Genomic DNA, 16983 nt, shown 5'->3' with positions numbered 1-16983 from the left:
CGAGCGCCGGACCGGCCCGGCACGACCCGAACCCCGAACTGCTTCAGGAGACACCGTGAGCACTCGCACAGCTCGACCCCTCGGACCACAACTCGCCCTTGCAGGCACTGTCGGCAAGCGGGTGGACGTGCTGGTGATCGGGCTGACGTCCACGTCGAACGGCCCCGAGATCGCGCTGGGCGACGGCATCGTCGACGAATCGGTCCTCGCCGGACTCCTCGACCGTTTCGTCGCGGTCGGAGCCAAGGGCAAGGCGGAGGAGACCACGCGTATCCCCGCTCCCGACACGCTCCCGGTCGACAGCGTCCTCGCGGTCGGGCTCGGCGGCGCCGACAAGCTCGACGCGGAGCAGATCCGCCGGTCCGCGGGGGCGGCGGCCCGCTCACTCGGCGGTGTCGATACCGTCGCCACCACCCTGTCGTCGTTGGATCTCGGCGCCGCGGCCGAGGGTTTCGCGCTCGGCGCGTACCGATTCACGGAGTTCAAGTCGGCGAAATCCGCGCCCGGACCGGAGGCACAGCCGGTCTCGCGGGTCGAGCTTCTCGTGTCGTCCCCCCGCGCGAAGGAAGCCAAGGAGACGCTGGCCAGGTCGGCCGCGATCGCCGAGGCCGTCGCCACCGCACGCGAATTCGTCAACACTCCCCCGAGCCACCTGTTTCCGGCCGAATTCGCCGAGCGCGCAAAGACTCTCGGCACAGAGGCCGGGCTGAAGGTCGAGATCCTCGACGAGAAGGCCTTGGAGAAGAACGGGTTCGGCGGGATCCTCGGCGTGGGCAAGGGGTCGTCGCGCCTTCCTCGACTGGTCCGGCTGAGCTACTCGGCGAAGAAGCGGAACGCCCCCAAGCTCGCGCTCGTCGGCAAGGGCATCACGTTCGACACGGGCGGCATCTCGATCAAGCCTGCTGCGGGCATGGAGAACATGACCTCCGACATGGGCGGCGCGGCAGCGGTCGTCGCCACGGTTGTCCTCGCGGCGAAACTCGGACTGCCCGTCGACGTCATCGCCACCGTGCCGATGGCTGAAAACATGCCCTCGTCCACCGCCCAGCGCCCCGGTGACGTGCTGACCCAGTACGGCGGGACCACGGTGGAGGTCATCAACACCGATGCCGAAGGGCGCCTGATTCTCGCCGACGCCATCGTCCGCGCCTGCGAGGACGACCCCGATTACCTCATCGACACCGCAACTCTCACCGGCGCGCAGGTGGTCGCGCTCGGCACTCGTACACCCGGCGTAATGGGCACCGACGAATTCCGGGACCGGGTCGCGTCGATCTCGCAGGCGATCGGCGAGAACGCCTGGGCGATGCCGCTCCCCACGGAGCTGCGTGCGGACCTGGATTCGAAGGTCGCCGACCTCGCCAACGTCACCAACCACCGCTGGGGCGGCATGCTGGCCGCGGGGCTGTACCTCAAAGAGTTCGTCGCCGACGGCGTCCAGTGGGCACACATCGACGTCGCCGGACCGGCCTACAACTCGTCGGGCCCGTGGGGGTACACCGGGCGTGGCGGCACCGGAGTCCCGGTGCGCACCATGATTTCGGTGATCGAGGACATCGCAGCCAACGGCTAGGCGCTCCGCGCTCGTGCGCCTTTCTGGTTGTCGCCGCTACCAAAAAGGCGCACGGGCGGCGAAGCCGCCTAGAGGTCGCGTTCCCGCTCGCGTCGGCGTTCGATGCGCCGCCGCGCGTCGTGGTCGCGCATGCGCTGCGGGTAACCGGTCTTGCGGACGTCGTAGACGGGGATCTGCAGATCTTCGCCGAGCTTGCGGGCGCCCCGCTCGCCGCCGACGCGGCGCCGGGTCCATTCCCCGTCGGCGGCGACCAAGACCACGGTGACCTCGGTCACCGTGGTCTGCGGTTCCACATAAGCCTCGACGCCGAGGTGAGTTCGCGCCCAATTCGCCAGATAGGAAGCGTCCTCGGGCGATGCCTGGGATCGGCGGCCCGGTCGTGGCCGCGAGAAACGGTCGAACAACCCCACGTCGGGCCTCCTCGGAAGCGTGCGCCGGTCGGTGCCGGCACGGTTCCCCCAGTTTGCCAGGCAACTTCCGCTCGGTGCCGCGATCGGAAACTACTCGCCAGTAGGGCGAACGTCGCGACACACCCGAGCCGACGTGGGGGAACCCTCGACGGACGCGCGCCTCCGATCAATGGAAAGATGTGGAGCGCCGACACAGCGAGTGGGTGACGACGAATCGGAATTACCTGCGAGTAGCCGCAAGATATGTGCATCTCGAGCACAATGGTTCACGACCACAAGTCGACAAAATTCAACAACCCGAACACAACTGTCGAGGAGTCAAAAGACATGGCCTTCTCCGTCCAGATGCCAGCGCTTGGTGAGAGTGTCACCGAGGGAACTGTCACGCGATGGCTCAAGCAGGAAGGAGACACGGTCGAAGTTGACGAACCCTTGCTCGAAGTCTCCACGGACAAGGTGGACACGGAGATCCCGTCCCCCGTGGCCGGCGTGCTCAGCAAAATCGTCGCTCAGGAAGACGACACCGTGGAAATCGGTGGCGAGCTTGCCGTGATCGGTGACGACGGTGAAGCGCCGTCGTCCGACTCCGCACCCGAGCCGGCCGCGGAAGAGCCGGCCGAAGAGCCGGCCGCGGAACCCGCTCAGGAGGCACCGGCCGCCGAATCCGCACCGGCTTCGTCCGGCAACGGAAGCTCCGACGGCACCCCGGTGACGATGCCCGAACTGGGCGAGTCGGTCACCGAAGGCACCGTGACCCGGTGGCTCAAGGCCGTCGGTGACGAGGTTGCCGTCGACGAGCCGCTCGTCGAGGTCTCGACCGACAAGGTCGATACCGAAATCCCGTCGCCCGTGGCAGGAACCCTCCTCGAGATCAGCGCGCAGGAAGACGACACGGTCTCGGTCGGCGGTCAGCTCGCCGTCATCGGATCCGGCGCTCCCGCCGCGAAGCCTGCTGCGGCACCCGAGCCGACCCCGGAGCCCGCAAAGGCAGAGCCGAAGCCGGAACCTGCGAAGGCAGAGCCGAAGCCGGAACCGAAGCCCGAACACAAGCCTGAGCCCGCGAAGGCGGAGCCCGCCAAGAGCGCACCGGCACCCTCGGCCGCGACGTCGGCACCCGCTGCACCGTCCGGCGACAGCACCCCGTACGTCACTCCCCTCGTCCGCAAGCTCGCCGCGGACAACGGCGTCGACCTGTCCTCGATCACGGGCACCGGCGTCGGTGGACGCATCCGCAAGCAGGACGTCCTCGCGGCGGCGGAGGCCAAGAAGGCTCCCGCAGCAGCACCGGCATCGGCCCCCGCGGCGGCCGCCTCGGCACCGGCGCCCACCTCAGCCGGAGTCCGCCCGGAGCTGGCCCACCTGCGCGGAACGACGCAGAAGGCCAACCGTATTCGCCAGATCACGGCGACGAAGACGCGGGAGTCGCTGCAGACTACGGCGCAGCTCACCCAGACCTTCGAGGTGGATGTCACCAGGATCGCCGCACTGCGTGCGCGGGCCAAGAACACCTTCCTCGAGCGCGAGGGCGTCAAGCTCACGTTCCTCCCGTTCTTCGCGAAGGCTGTCGTCGAGGCGTTGAAGTCGCACCCGAACGTCAACGCCAGCTACGACGAGGCAAACAAGCAGATCACCTACTACGACGCCGAGCACCTGGGCATCGCGGTCGACACCGAGCAGGGCCTGCTCTCCCCGGTGATCCACAACGCCGGTGATCTGTCGCTCGCCGGGCTGGCCCGCGCCATCGCCGACATCGCCAAGCGCGCCCGGTCCGGTGGCCTCAAGCCCGACGAACTGTCGGGTGGCACGTTCACCATCACGAACATCGGTAGCCAGGGCGCCCTGTTCGACACCCCGATCCTCGTGCCCCCGCAGGCGGCGATGCTCGGTACCGGCGCGATCGTCAAGCGCCCGGTCGTCGTGACGGACGAGTCCGGCAGCGAATCCATCGGCGTCCGCTCGATGTGCTACCTGCCGATGACGTACGACCACCGCTTGGTGGACGGCGCCGATGCCGGACGCTTCCTGACCACGGTCAAGCATCGCCTGGAGGAGGCTTCGTTCGAGGCTGATCTCGGCCTGTAGTTCGCGGAGCACACCGAGTCGGTTCGGTTCGGATTCGCGCAGGGGCACCATTCATTCCGGAATGGTGCCCCTGCCTTGTGAAGGAGGCTGTTGCACATGCGCGTTGTCATCGCCGGCTCCTCGGGGCTGATCGGAACTGCACTTGTCTCGTCTCTACGTGGCGACGGCCACGACGTCGTCCGGCTGGTGCGGCGGGCAACGGCCGGACCCGACGAATCGCGGTGGGATCCGCAGAAGGACCGGCTCGACACGGCGATCCTCACCGACGCCGACGCGGTCGTGAATCTGTGTGGTGTCGGCATCGGTGACAAACGATGGACCGGGGCGTACAAACAACTGATCCGGGACAGCCGCATCGCAGCCACCGACGTCCTGGCCGAGGCGGTTGCGGAGGCTCGCGTCCCCGCGTTCGTCAGCGCCAGCGCTGTCGGCTACTACGGCGACACGGGCAATACCGTCGTCGACGAAAGCTCGCCATCGGGTACCGGGTTCCTCGCCGACACCTGTCGCGACTGGGAGGCGGCCGCAGCTCCTGCGGTCGCGTCGAACGTCCGGACGGTTCTGATCCGCAGCGGGATCGTCCTCTCACCGCGGGGTGGGCTGCTCGGCAAGCTGCGGCGGCTGTATTCGATCGGCCTCGGTGGACGCCTCGGGGACGGCCGCCAGTACCTGTCATGGATTTCGCTGGAGGACGAGGTGGATGCCATCAAGTTCCTCCTCGCCCGCGACGACGTCGACGGACCGGTCGATCTCACCGGGCCCGCACCCGTGACCAATGCCGAGTTCAATAGTGCGGTGGCACGGACCCTGCACCGTCCGGCGCCCTGGATCGTCCCGGGTTTCGCCTTGAACGCACTGCTCGGCGAGTTCGCGAGAGAAGGCATCCTGGCGGGCCAGCGCGCCATCCCCACCGTTCTGGAGGCGTGCGGCTTCTCTTTTCGCCACAACACGATCGGTGAGGCACTCGATGCCTGCCTCGTGCGGTGAAGGAGGTCACGTCCGCGGCAACTCGAGCCGGGCGTAATCTCTAGCACATGAGCAGCGTGCCACTTTCCGCCCGTTTCAGCCGCGACCCGATCACCGTCGAGAATCTCGGCCTGATCGATTACGTCGATGCATGGAATCGTCAGCGTGAGCTCGCTGCCCAACGCGCGGAGGACATCGGCGCCGATACGCTGCTGCTCCTCGAGCACCCGCCCGTGTACACCGCCGGGCGTCGGACGCAACCCGAGGACCTGCCGAGCGACGGCACGCCCGTGATCGACGTCGACCGCGGCGGGAAAATCACCTGGCACGGCCCCGGCCAGCTCGTCGGCTACCCGATCCTGAAGCTCGCCGAACCGGTAGACGTCGTGAAGTATGTGCGCCGCCTCGAGCAGGCACTGATCACCGTCTGCACCGACCTCGGCCTGGACTGCGGCCGGGTCGAGGGTCGTTCCGGTGTGTGGCTGGCTGCCTCCCTGACCGAGGGGCAGTGGCTACCGGAGCGCAAGATCGCCGCCATCGGCGTCCGAGTGCAGCGGGGCGTCGCTTTGCACGGCTTCTCGCTGAACTGCAACTCGGTCCTCACGGGTTTCGACAACATCATTCCCTGCGGCCTCCGCGACGCCGGGGTCACCACGCTTTCGCACGAACTCGGCCGCGACGTGACGGTCGACGAGGTCACTCCCGCCGTGACCGAAGCGGTCCTGGCCGCACTCGACGGCACTCTGCCGATCACCGATCACGACATCGAACGGGTCGAGTTCGACGCTGCCGCGGCCGCCCAGCGCTCTTCGTCGACCCCCACCTTCACTACTGTTCAGTACGGCTGACGGGCGTCCCCGGCCCGCCGGGTACCTCGGGCCGGGCGTACCATCGTCTGCGTGACTGTGGCCCCAGAAGGACGCAAATTGCTCCGCCTCGAGATCCGAAACGCGGAGACCCCGATCGAACGCAAGCCGAACTGGATCAAGACGAGAGCGAAGATGGGCCCGGAATACTCCGAGCTCAAGAGCCTCGTCAAGCGCGAGGGCCTGCACACCGTCTGCGAAGAAGCCGGCTGCCCCAACATCTACGAATGCTGGGAAGACCGCGAGGCCACCTTCCTGATCGGCGGCGAGCAGTGCACCCGGCGCTGCGACTTCTGCCAGATCGACACCGGCAAACCCGACGACCTCGACCGCGACGAACCCCGCCGCGTCGCCGAGTCCGTCCAGGCCATGGGGCTGCGCTACTCGACCATCACCGGTGTCGCCCGCGACGACCTCCCCGACGGCGGCGCCTGGCTCTACGCCGAAACCGTGCGGCTGATCCACCAGCTCAACCCCGGCACCGGCGTCGAACTGCTGATCCCGGATTTCAACGCCAAACCCGAGCAACTCGCCGAGGTGTTCTCCACCCGCCCCGAGGTCCTCGCCCACAACGTCGAGACCGTGCCCCGCATCTTCAAGCGCATCCGCCCGGCGTTCCGCTACCAGCGCAGCCTCGACGTGATCACCGCCGCCCGCGAGGACGGACTCGTCACCAAGTCGAACCTGATCCTGGGAATGGGTGAAACCCCCGACGAGGTCACTCAGGCGTTGCACGACCTGCACGACGCCGGCTGCGACATCATCACCATCACCCAGTACCTGCGGCCCTCGCCGCGGCATCACCCCGTCGAGCGGTGGGTCAAGCCGGAGGAATTCGTGGCGCACTCCACCACCGCCGAAGAGATCGGCTTCGCCGGCGTGATGGCCGGACCACTGGTCCGCTCCTCCTACCGGGCCGGCCGCCTGTACGCGCAGGCGATGGCCCACCACGGCCGTGAACTGCCCGCCGGGCAAGCACATCTCGCGGAGGGCGGCAGTGCGTCACAGGAGGCGAGCTCCCTCATGGCCAGGCTCGCACGGTAACGCGAAGCGACGACGTCGACCAACACCGGACGGGTCATCGGTCCCGAGTGTTGGGGACGTATCCTGAACAGCATGGCGAACGGCAGTAAATCTGGTAAAGCGGGCAAACCCGGCAAGGAAGCGAAAGCAGCCGCCAAGGCAGCTCGCAGGCAGGCATCGAAGGAGCGTAGAACCCAGCTCTGGCAGGCCTTCCAGATGCAGCGCAAGGACGACAAGCTGCTGCTGCCGCTCATGCTCGGGACCCTGGTCGGACTCGCGGTGGTGTTCTTCCTCGTCGGTCTGATCTGGGGCATCCAGTGGCTTCTGCTGCCCATCGGTCTCCTGCTCGGCGTCCTCGGAGCGTTCATCATCTTCGGCCGGCGTGTGCAGAAGACTGTGTACGGAAAAGCCGAAGGGCAGGCGGGCGCCGCGGCGTGGGCGCTCGACAACATGCAGGGTGCCTGGCGAGTGACGAGCGCTGTCGCAGGTACCACTCAGCTCGATGCCGTGCACCGAGTGATCGGACGCCCCGGCGTCATCCTCGTCGCCGAGGGATCACCGCAGCGGGTCAAATCGCTACTCGCGCAGGAGAAGAAGAAGACCGCTCGACTCGTCGGTGACACGCCGATCTACGACATCGTCATCGGCAACGACGAGGGGCAGGTACCGCTCTCGCAGCTGCAGAAGTACCTCAACAAGCTCCCGAAGAACATCGACACCAAGCGCATGGACGCTATCGAGTCGCGTCTTGCGGCGTTGAGCAGCCGGAGCGGCGGTGCCGCACTACCCAAGGGCCCCATGCCGGGCGGCGCCAAGATGCGCGGGGTGCAGCGCACCATCCGTCGTCGCTGAGTTCGCCTCTGTCACACAAGCCCGATGCCGGGCCGATGCAGCTCGACTGCATCGGCCCGGCATCGGCGTTTTCGTCGAGGTCGGAGTCAGCGTGTGCGCACGAGGGCGGTGCCGGTGGCGCGGTCCTGCATGCCACGGCCGTCGACATCGGTGATGGTGCCCGGCACGACGAAGACGAGCAGGGCCTGACGCACCAGCGCACGGACGAAGCCGACACGCACGGGGCCGTCCACCCGCGCCACCCGTATTCCCAGGCACAACTGCCCGGGAGTGAAGGAGAACAAGGTGACGGCGGCGATCCCGACGACGAACCACACGAGCAACGTGACGCTCGACAACGGGCCTTCGAGCGGATTGTCGCCGATGATCAGCGCGGCCACGCCCGCCGACGACACCCAGTCGATCATGAGGGCCGCCAGACGGCGGCCGGTGCCGACGAGCGCGCCGGGCCCGTCCGCCGGCAGCCCGAGGCGTTCACCTCGATAGGACTGTTGCGCCTCGGCTGCCCCGTTCGGCAGGGCAGCCGAGGGTCCGGAGAGCCAGGAGCCGGTGATACGTGCCATGCTGTCCAGGATAGGCGTCGCCGCTCGGGGCACCTCACACTGGCGTTCGGGCCTGTGTGCGCAGTCACACCCGGCCGCAAAAGCCCAGGACGTTGCGACGCGTAACATGCCGGAAACAAAAGGTTGACCCGCGGGCAACACCAGGTCCATACCGTCTGGCACGACGAATTCGCCAATATCTACTTGGCTGAAGCGACTTAAGGAGCACAAGCGTGGCGTTCACCACGGCCGAAGAGGTCATCAAGTTCATCGCGGACGAGAACGTCGAGTACGTCGACATTCGGTTCAGTGACCTTCCCGGCGTCCAGCAGCACTTCTCGATCCCGGCCTCTGCGTTCACCCAGGATGTCTTCGAGGACGGCCTCGCGTTCGACGGTTCGTCCGTCCGCGGCTTCCAGTCGATCCACGAGTCGGACATGATGCTCCTCCCCGACGTCGCTACCGCGCAGATCGACCCCTTCCGTGCCGCCAAGACACTGAACGTGAACTTCTTCGTCCACGACCCGTTCACGCGTGAGTCCTACAGTCGCGACCCCCGTAACGTCGCCCGCAAGGCTGAGGAATACCTGAAGTCGACGGGCATCGCCGACACGGCGTTCTTCGGCGCCGAGGCCGAGTTCTACATCTTCGACTCGATCCGTTACGACTCGCAGATGAACGGCTCCTTCTACGAGATCGACTCCGTCTCCGCATCCTGGAACACCGGCGCCGAACTCAACGCCGACGGCAGCCCCAACCTGGGCTACAAGGTCCGTCCCAAGGGTGGCTACTTCCCCGTCGCACCGTACGACCACTACGTCGACCTGCGCGACGAGATCTCGACCAACCTGCAGAACGCGGGCTTCGAGCTCGAGCGCGGTCACCACGAGGTGGGCACCGCCGGTCAGGCCGAGATCAACTACAAGTTCAACACGCTGCTCGCAGCCGCAGACGACCTGCAGCTGTTCAAGTACATCGTGAAGAACACCGCGTGGAAGCACGGCAAGTCCGCCACCTTCATGCCGAAGCCGCTGTTCGGCGACAACGGCTCGGGCATGCACGTCCACCAGTCGCTGTGGAAGGACGGCAAGCCGCTGTTCCACGACGAGGCCGGCTACGCGGGTCTGTCCGACATGGCACGCCACTACATCGGCGGCATTCTGCATCACGCTCCGTCGCTGCTCGCGTTCACCAACCCGACCGTCAACTCGTACCACCGCCTGGTGCCGGGCTACGAAGCCCCCATCAACCTGGTGTACAGCCAGCGCAACCGGTCGGCGGCCGTGCGTATCCCGATCACCGGCAACAACCCGAAGGCCAAGCGCCTCGAGTTCCGTGCCCCCGACTCCTCGGGTAACCCCTACCTGAACTTCGCGGCGCAGATGATGGCCGGCCTGGACGGCATCAAGAACAAGATCGAGCCGCAGGCTCCGGTCGACAAGGACCTCTACGAGCTCCCGCCGGAGGAGGCCCGCAACATCCCGCAGGCCCCCACCAGCCTGTCGGCAGTGATCGACCGCCTCGAGGCGGACCACGACTACCTCACCGAGGGTGGCGTGTTCACCTCCGACCTGATCGAGACCTGGATCTCGCTCAAGCGTGAGCAGGAGATCGCTCCGGTCAACCTGCGGCCGCACCCCTACGAGTTCCAGCTGTACTACGACGTGTAAGTCGTAGGTTCCCGCCTTCGCGCGGAATCGTTTCTCCGAGGAGCCCATCCGTGGTCTCGGCTGCCTGCAGCCGATTCCCGCGGATGGGCTCGTTCGTCTCTCCTGTGGCACACCTGTTTCACTCCAGGCGACTCGGGTAACCGCCACACCAGGCGTTCCAGTGTTCCGGACCATTGGATCGTCCAGGCGGCGCCGGTTCAGAAGTCGAGGCGGCGCCGCCGCCTCACCCTTCCTGCAGCGTCCGAAGCATCTCCTCGGCGATGACGCGCAGCTTGATGTTGCGGTTCTTCGACTCGGTGACCAGAACCTCGAACGCCTCGTCGGCGGAGACCCGGCGGGCCGCCATGATGGCGCCCTTCGCCTGCTCGATCACCGCACGCGACTTCATCGCCGTCTCCAGTTGCTCACCACGCCTGCGCGCCTCCTCGAGTCGCGAGGCGCCGTCGAGGGCGTAGCGGACGGCAACGAGAAGCACGTTGAGGACGGCGGCATCTGCCCTGGTGAAACCGTGTGCCTCCCGGCTGTATACATTCAGTGCGCCGAGGTACTTTCCCTCGAGCAGTATCGGCGCGGACAGGTAGCTCGCGACACCCAAGCGCCGGGCGCTGTGTGCGAACGACGGCCATCGCCGTGTCGCTTCTTCGGAATCGGCCCGCGTGATCGTCTGCGTGCGGGCAGCTTCGAGACACGGCCCGTCGCCGGCGTCGTACTGGACACGATCCACGTCGACGACCAAGCGGTCGGTGGCGGCTCTCGTCGTGGCATCTCCGTTGTCCAGAAGGACTGTGACGCCTGCCAGGTGGGCGCCCGGCACCAGGGCGAGGGCCTCGCGGCTGACTTCTTCGAGGAATCGGTCCGTTCGCCCCGCCGAGTCCAGTTCTGAGTACAAGCTGTGGAGCGCATCCTTCAGCGCGTCGAACTGGCGATCACCGAGTCCGTTCCCACTCACTCCGCTCATCGTGCACCTTCCGTGATTCTCCGACCCTCCATTATTCGTCACCGCGGCGGCCGTGGATGGGAGGACTTCCAGAAGTACGGGAACCTCCTCGCTGCCACCGAGACCGGCGATATGATCCGGAAACCCGGCCGCACACTGCCTTGGGCCGAACCGATGGGGGTGAACGCGTGCCTCGCTCCGCCCGCGATCCGGCGCAATCGCCGGTGTCGATCATCTTCCGACGCAGGATCGACGACGCCAGTTTCGACGAGTACCTGCGCTGGGAGCACCGCTCAGCCGAAATCCTGTCGGGTCTTCCAGGATTCATCGATCAGGACATCATCCCGCCGTCACCGCCCGTGCAGGACGACTGGGTAACGGTCCAACGGTTCACCACGATCGACGACGCCAGAGCGTGGCTGGACAGTGCCGAACGGACTACCCTCGTCGCGAAGATCAAGCACACATTCATCGGCAACGAGGACGTCCATCTGCTCACCGGTGAACAGACTGCCGCGCAGGCTGCGTCGTCGGTGGTCATCTCCTGCCGCATCGATCCGGAGGACGAGTCCGCCTTCATGGATTGGCAGCGTCGGATTTCCGCCGCCGAGGCCCGGTTCACGGGCTTCCGGGGGCACAAGGTGGAGCGGCCTGTCCGCGGCGTCACCGACGATTGGACGATCGTCCTCAGCTTCGACACCGAAGAGAATCTCGAGCGATGGATGAACTCGGCAGAGCGCGCCGAACTTCTCGAACAGGGGGCGCGCTTCAATCAGAACCTTCGAGTCCGCAGGGCCAGTTACGGTTTCGACTTCTGGTTTCGCGGGGCGAAAGGCGAACAGTCCGCGGAGGTTCCGGTTGCGCGGAGCAACCTCCTGGTACTCCTCGTCTTGTATCCGATGGTGGTGATCTGGGGCCACTTCGTCAGTGCACCGCTCATCGAGGCTCGCGGTGTCCCCGTTGCCATCGCGCTGTTCATCGGCAATGTCGTCACCACCCAGCTCTTGGGGTGGTGGGCGGTTCCGGCCGCCTTCAAGGCGTTCGGATGGTGGATGGACCCAACGATTTCTCCTCGCCGGCGCAATATCGGATACGCCGTGATGATCGCCTTGTTCGGTGTCTCGATCGCCGTGTCCACCCTGCTTTTCGCCATTCCCACCACCTGATGTTCCGGGGAAGTGAGCGCCGAGCTCGTCCAAGAGAAAGTCGGGATCGTGAGTAGGGCCCGCACACTCGCTCAGGTGTACCGAGACTTCGGTGAGGTCGATGCCGCCCCGACATCGCCGCTGTACCATCGCATCGCCGTCGCCCTGAGCGAGTCCGCGGAAGCGCTGCGCGCGATCGAGGCCGCGCCGGCGCGCAAGCGGCACCCCACGGTCATTCTCGCCGCGCTCCACGACCTCGCGCTCGCCGGACACGCCCCCGCGCTCGCCGCCGCCTATGCCGCCGCGGACCGCGACGCTGCCGTCGGCGCGGCGATCGACACGCTGATGCACATGACCGACTCTGTGGTGGCCACCGCCGTGCGCCGGACGATGCGGGCCGATGACACCGGTCACTGCACTGTGCTGTATCCCGCCATCGCTGAGGCTGCAAGCCGGGTGGGTGCGGAGAGGGTTGCGCTGATCGACGTGGGCTGTTCGGCCGGGTTCGATCTCACCGTCGATCGCGTCGGCATCACCTACAGCAACCGACAATTCCTGGGCGACCCGTCATCTCCGGTACAGCTGTCGTCCTCGATCGTGGGAGATCGCCCCCTCCCGCCGCGGGCGATGCCCGAGGTTGTCGCCCGGGTGGGCATCGACCTCGATCCGGTCGACGTGACCGACGCGGACGAAGCCCGCTGGTTACGCGCCTGCGTGTGGCCGGACCAGCCGGAGCGGGTCGCCAGGCTCGATGCGGAAATCGCGCTGGCGGCGACGGAGCCTCCGCTGCTGCTCCGAGGTGACGCCGTCGAGGTTCTGCCTGAGGCCTTCGCCCGTGTGCCCGCGGACGCCCTGCCCGTCGTGACGACGACGTGGGCGCTGTCGCGCTTGTCCCTCGAAAGCCGCGTGCGCTTCCTGCACCGCCTCGGCGCCGCAGCTGCCGGCCGGGTTGTGGTGTGGGTGTCGGCGGAGGGAGTCGGGGTCGCGCCGTCCATACCGACGCTCGGCGATCGCCGCGCCTCCGGCCACAGCATCATCGGGCTGGCTGTGTTCGACGCGTCGACTCTGCGCGCCGAGGCCATCGGCCGCTGCTGGTCGCGGGGCCGCTTGCTGTCCTGGCTGACCGGCTCCTGATGTTCTGACCGAGTGAGCGACCGTCCTGCCGAGATCGACGACCCCTGCCCCGACTGACCGCGTACAACCCGCCGAAGATTCGCATTTGCCTGCGTACAGGGCCGGCGCATAGCACTGTGAAATATCTCGGAACAGGTTTCGACGGGTGAAAGGTGTCGCACAGTGGACATCGTGCAGCTGTGGGATTTCGTCTCCGCGCGGAAGCAGCAACTGCTCACGGACTCCTATCTGCACGTCAGCGCTGTGGTGCAATCGGTGGTCATCGCCACGGTCGTCGCGGTGGTCGTCGGCATCGTCGTGTATCGCAGTCCGGCGGGCTCGGCCGTCGCCACAGCGCTCGCGAGCACCATCCTCACCGTCCCGTCGTTCGCCCTACTAGGCCTCCTGATCCCCATCCTGGGTCTCGGTGTGGCTCCCACCGTGACGGCCCTGGTCCTGTACGCCCTGCTGCCGATCATCCGGAACACGATCCTCGGTCTGTCGTCGGTGGACCCGGCGGTGACGGACGCGGCACGAGGTGTCGGTATGAGCCGGATCGCTGTGCTGAGCCGGATCGAGTTGCCGCTCGCGTGGCCGTCGATCCTCACCGGCATGCGGGTGAGCACCCAGATGTTGATGGGAATTCTCGCCATAGCGGCGTACGCCAAGGGCCCCGGACTGGGCAACCTCATCTTCTCCGGACTGTCCCGGGTGGGAAGCCCCACGGCAGTCCCGCAGGCCCTCACGGGCACCGTTTTGATCGTCCTTCTCGCTCTCGTGCTCGACGGCCTTTTCGTGGTCGTCGGGCGACTCACCACTTCCAGGGGGATCCGTGACTGAACTCGACACAGCACGCACCGGCGCCGACACCGTCTCAGGCGTCGAGATCGTCCTCGAGAATGTGGTCAAGAACTATCCCGGCCAGAGCCGGCCGGCCGTCGACAACGTCTCGATGCGCATCCCGGCGGGCGAGATCGTCGTATTCGTCGGCCCGTCCGGCTGCGGCAAGACCACCACGATGCGGATGATCAACCGCCTCATCGAACCGACGTCGGGCAAGATCACGATCGGCGGCAACGATGCGCTGTCCATCGATCCCGACAGGTTGCGGCGGGGCATCGGCTACTCGATACAGCAGGCAGGGCTCTTCCCGCATTTGACCATCGCCAAGAATGTCGCCACCGTTCCCGGGCTGATCGGGTGGGACAAGAAGAAGATCGCCCAGCGCACCGACGACATGCTCGACCTTGTGGGACTCGACCCCGATGTCTACCGGGACCGCTATCCCCGGCAGCTGTCGGGTGGTCAGCAACAGCGGGTCGGCGTGGCCCGGGCCCTGGCCGCCGATCCCCCGGTCCTGCTCATGGACGAGCCGTTCGGCGCGGTGGATCCGATTACGCGCGGACTGCTGCAGGACGAACTGATGCGACTGCAGTCGGATCTGGGCAAGACCATCGTCTTCGTCACCCACGACTTCAACGAGGCCGTCAAGCTCGGCGACCGTATCGCCGTTCTCGGGGATCAGTCGCACATCATGCAGTACGACACCCCGGATGCGATTCTCGCGAATCCCGCGAACGACATGGTGGCCGGCTTCGTCGGCGCGAACGCGTCGCTCAAACAGTTGACGCTGACCCGGGTCCGGGACGTGCCGCTCCTCGACTGCCCCACCGCGTATGCCGACGGTTCGGTCGACGAGCTGCGGGCGGCCATCACACCACGCAAAATCAAGTGGGGTCTGATTCTCGACGCACGTGATCGCCCCATCCGCTGGGTGTCCCTCGGCCACCTGGCGCACGCCTCCTCACTGCAGGACATCGGTGACCCGATCGAGGAGGTCGTCTCCACCCAGTCCACGCTGCAGGATGCGCTCGAGGCGTTGCTCGCCGAAAGTAGCGCCTCGACCGTCGTCACCGGCCGACGGGGCGAGTACGAAGGTCTCATCAGTATCGACACGCTGGTGAACCACCTCTCCGCGATGCGGGAGGAGCACGGGCCGGACAGCGAGAACGGGGAAACGAGCGTGGAGGGACCGCCGTCATGACCACCGCCGTTGTCGCACAGACCATCCCCGCCGCCCGCCGGTCCGAACGTGCCCGGTTGCTGGTTCAACCGGCGATCGTGCTCGTACTCGTCGCCGGGGTCCTCGGCTGGGCATTCAACCGCGAACTCACGGCCACTCAGAAGGGCAGTCTCAACGCTTCGAACATCGCCACCCTGACATGGCAGCATGTGCTGATCACGGTCGTGGTCGTGACCATCGTCGTTGCCATCGCCGTTCCCCTGGGCGTCCTTCTGACGCGCCCCGGTTTCACCAGGCTGGCACCAGTCTTCATCGGTGTCGCCAACATCGGTCAGGCCGCGCCGGCGATCGGGCTACTCGTGCTGCTGTTCCTGGCCACCAACACCACCGGGTTCTGGATCGGCGTTCTGCCCATAGCGTTCTACTCGTTGCTTCCTGTGCTTCGCAACACCATGCTCGGTCTGCAGCAGGTCGATCCCGCCGTCATCGACGCCGGGCGCGGGCAAGGAATGACGGCGCGCCTGGTGTTGCAGAAAGTCGAGTTGCCACTGGCCGTTCCGTACATCCTGGCCGGGTTGCGTACCTCGCTCGTCCTCGCCGTCGGCACCGCGACCCTCAGTTTCCTCGTCAGCGCTGGCGGTCTCGGCATCCTCATCGACACCGGATACAAGCTGCGCGACAACGTCACACTGGTCGTCGGCGCGGTGCTCGCGGTTGCGCTCGCGCTTCTGGTCGACTGGTGCGGTGCACTGGCCGAGGAGTTCCTGGGCCCCAAGGGACTGCGCTGATGGCCTTGCGACGAGGACTCCGGCGCACTCTTGCCGCAACGGCGTTGGCGTGCAGTGTCACTCTCCTGGCCGGCTGCGGTCTCGAATCCGGTGGCGCGTTGCCGCTGTCCGTACTCCCCGGCAGTATCCAGCCTGTCCCCGGACTCGAGGGGGTCAAGATCACCGTCGGGTCCAAAGATTTCACCGAGCAGGTGATCCTCGGGTACATCATCGAGTTCGCGCTCAGCGCCGCCGGCGCCGAGGTGCGCGATCTCACCAACATCCAGGGATCGAACAGCACCCGGGACGCGCAGTTGGACGGGCAGATCGACGTCACCTACGAGTACACGGGAACCGGCTGGATCAACTATCTGGGCAACGAGACTCCTGTGCCCGACCCCGTCGCGCAATTCGAGGCCGTGCGGGACGAAGACCTCGAACGCAATGCCATGGTGTGGGTGGAGCCCGCGCCCATGAACAACACGTATGCCCTGGCGATGAACAGGCAGACCGCCGAGCAGACCGGCATCACCACGTTGTCCCAGTACGCAGACCTGGTCAACCGCGACCCTGCGGCCGCCACCACGTGCGTCGAGACGGAATTCAATGTGCGACAGGACGGCTTCCCCGGGCTGGCCGCCACCTACGGCTTCGATCCCGCGAGAGCGAACCGGCAGATCCTGCAGACCGGCATCATCTATCAGGCCACCGCGGACGGCACACAATGCAAGTTCGGTGAGGTGTTCACCACCGACGGACGCATCATCGCGCTCGATCTGGTTCTTCTCGAGGACGACCGGCAGTTCTTCCCGAAGTACAACCCTGCCATCACGATGCGGAAGGACTTCGCCGATGCCCACCCACAGGTGGCGGAGGTCATGGCGCCCATTTCGGACGCCCTGACCAACGAGGAGGTCACCGAGATGAACCGGCTCGTCGACGTCGAAGGACAGGAACCGGCGGACGTCGCTCGTAACTGGCTGGCAGACAAGGGATTTGTGACACTCCCCTGAC

Annotated in this window: 16 protein-coding genes; 13 read left to right on the top strand and 3 right to left on the bottom strand. The window is 66.5% G+C overall.

Features of this window, described 5'->3' with window-relative positions; all coding sequences use genetic code 11:
• The first annotated feature begins 55 nt into the window (after positions 1–55).
• Positions 56–1573 (top strand): leucyl aminopeptidase, encoded by a 1518-nt coding sequence (locus GFS60_RS12580; RefSeq protein WP_159921633.1) that lies wholly within the window; start codon positions 56–58, stop codon positions 1571–1573.
• A gap of 68 nt (positions 1574–1641) precedes the next feature.
• Here the strand turns inward: GFS60_RS12580 and GFS60_RS12575 are convergent, their stop codons facing one another.
• On the bottom strand, positions 1642–1983 hold the full coding sequence (locus tag GFS60_RS12575; RefSeq protein ID WP_109329171.1) for an oxidoreductase: 342 nt from the start codon (positions 1981–1983) through the stop codon (positions 1642–1644).
• A 327-nt stretch (positions 1984–2310) separates the two neighbouring features.
• On the opposite strand from GFS60_RS12575, the gene sucB reads away from it, so the two are divergent.
• From sucB to GFS60_RS12550, 5 genes are all read left to right on the top strand, one after another.
• Positions 2311–4065 carry a 2-oxoglutarate dehydrogenase, E2 component, dihydrolipoamide succinyltransferase gene (sucB, locus tag GFS60_RS12570; protein ID WP_159921631.1) on the top strand — a complete coding sequence of 585 codons (1755 nt, stop codon included), beginning with the start codon at positions 2311–2313 and terminating at the stop codon, positions 4063–4065.
• Positions 4066–4161: 96 nt separating this feature from the next.
• Positions 4162–5052: a TIGR01777 family oxidoreductase gene (locus GFS60_RS12565; protein WP_159921629.1), complete on the top strand. Its 891-nt coding sequence runs from the start codon at positions 4162–4164 to the stop codon at positions 5050–5052.
• Positions 5053–5099: 47 nt separating this feature from the next.
• Entirely contained in the window at positions 5100–5879 is a 780-nt protein-coding gene (gene lipB, locus GFS60_RS12560; protein ID WP_159921627.1) for a lipoyl(octanoyl) transferase LipB, read from the top strand.
• A gap of 51 nt (positions 5880–5930) precedes the next feature.
• Positions 5931–6941, top strand: a complete 1011-nt coding sequence (gene lipA, locus GFS60_RS12555; protein WP_201453560.1) for a lipoyl synthase — start codon at positions 5931–5933, stop codon at positions 6939–6941.
• 72 nt (positions 6942–7013) lie between these two features.
• Positions 7014–7772, top strand: a complete 759-nt coding sequence (locus tag GFS60_RS12550) for a DUF4191 domain-containing protein (RefSeq protein WP_109329163.1) — start codon at positions 7014–7016, stop codon at positions 7770–7772.
• A gap of 86 nt (positions 7773–7858) precedes the next feature.
• On the opposite strand, the gene GFS60_RS12545 is transcribed toward GFS60_RS12550, so the two are convergent.
• Entirely contained in the window at positions 7859–8335 is a 477-nt protein-coding gene (locus GFS60_RS12545) for an RDD family protein (protein WP_159921625.1), read from the bottom strand.
• A 212-nt stretch (positions 8336–8547) separates the two neighbouring features.
• Between GFS60_RS12545 and glnA the strand changes: the two genes are divergently transcribed.
• Positions 8548–9984, top strand: coding sequence for a type I glutamate--ammonia ligase (glnA, locus tag GFS60_RS12540; RefSeq protein WP_109329159.1), 1437 nt, complete (start codon positions 8548–8550; stop codon positions 9982–9984).
• A gap of 223 nt (positions 9985–10207) precedes the next feature.
• Here the strand turns inward: glnA and GFS60_RS12535 are convergent, their stop codons facing one another.
• Complete coding sequence (locus tag GFS60_RS12535; protein WP_159921623.1) at positions 10208–10942, bottom strand: GAF and ANTAR domain-containing protein; 735 nt, start codon at positions 10940–10942, stop codon at positions 10208–10210.
• Between the two features lie 167 nt (positions 10943–11109).
• Here GFS60_RS12535 and GFS60_RS12530 point away from each other — a divergent pair, with 167 nt between their 5' ends.
• The 6 genes from GFS60_RS12530 (at position 11110) to GFS60_RS12505 (ending at position 16982) form a co-directional block, all read left to right on the top strand.
• Positions 11110–12087, top strand: coding sequence for an antibiotic biosynthesis monooxygenase (locus GFS60_RS12530; protein ID WP_159921621.1), 978 nt, complete (start codon positions 11110–11112; stop codon positions 12085–12087).
• A 48-nt stretch (positions 12088–12135) separates the two neighbouring features.
• Positions 12136–13200: a DUF2332 domain-containing protein gene (locus tag GFS60_RS12525; protein WP_159921619.1), complete on the top strand. Its 1065-nt coding sequence runs from the start codon at positions 12136–12138 to the stop codon at positions 13198–13200.
• A gap of 162 nt (positions 13201–13362) precedes the next feature.
• Positions 13363–14019 carry an ABC transporter permease gene (locus tag GFS60_RS12520; protein WP_159921617.1) on the top strand — a complete coding sequence of 219 codons (657 nt, stop codon included), beginning with the start codon at positions 13363–13365 and terminating at the stop codon, positions 14017–14019.
• Positions 14012–15223, top strand: a complete 1212-nt coding sequence (locus tag GFS60_RS12515) for an ABC transporter ATP-binding protein (RefSeq protein WP_159921615.1) — start codon at positions 14012–14014, stop codon at positions 15221–15223. The genes GFS60_RS12520 and GFS60_RS12515 overlap by 8 nt, the downstream gene beginning before the upstream one ends.
• Positions 15220–15990, top strand: coding sequence for an ABC transporter permease (locus tag GFS60_RS12510; RefSeq protein ID WP_159921613.1), 771 nt, complete (start codon positions 15220–15222; stop codon positions 15988–15990). The genes GFS60_RS12515 and GFS60_RS12510 overlap by 4 nt, the downstream gene beginning before the upstream one ends.
• The gene (locus GFS60_RS12505; protein WP_159921611.1) at positions 15990–16982 is read left to right on the top strand and encodes a glycine betaine ABC transporter substrate-binding protein; all 993 of its coding nucleotides are present in this window, start codon (positions 15990–15992) and stop codon (positions 16980–16982) included. Before GFS60_RS12510 ends, GFS60_RS12505 begins: the two co-directional genes overlap by 1 nt.
• Position 16983: the final 1 nt, after the last annotated feature.

The sequence above is a fragment of the Rhodococcus sp. WAY2 genome, from assembly GCF_009859915.1.
GTDB lineage: Bacteria > Actinomycetota > Actinomycetes > Mycobacteriales > Mycobacteriaceae > Rhodococcus_F > Rhodococcus_F oxybenzonivorans.
This window is presented reverse-complemented; position numbering and strand designations above follow the sequence as displayed.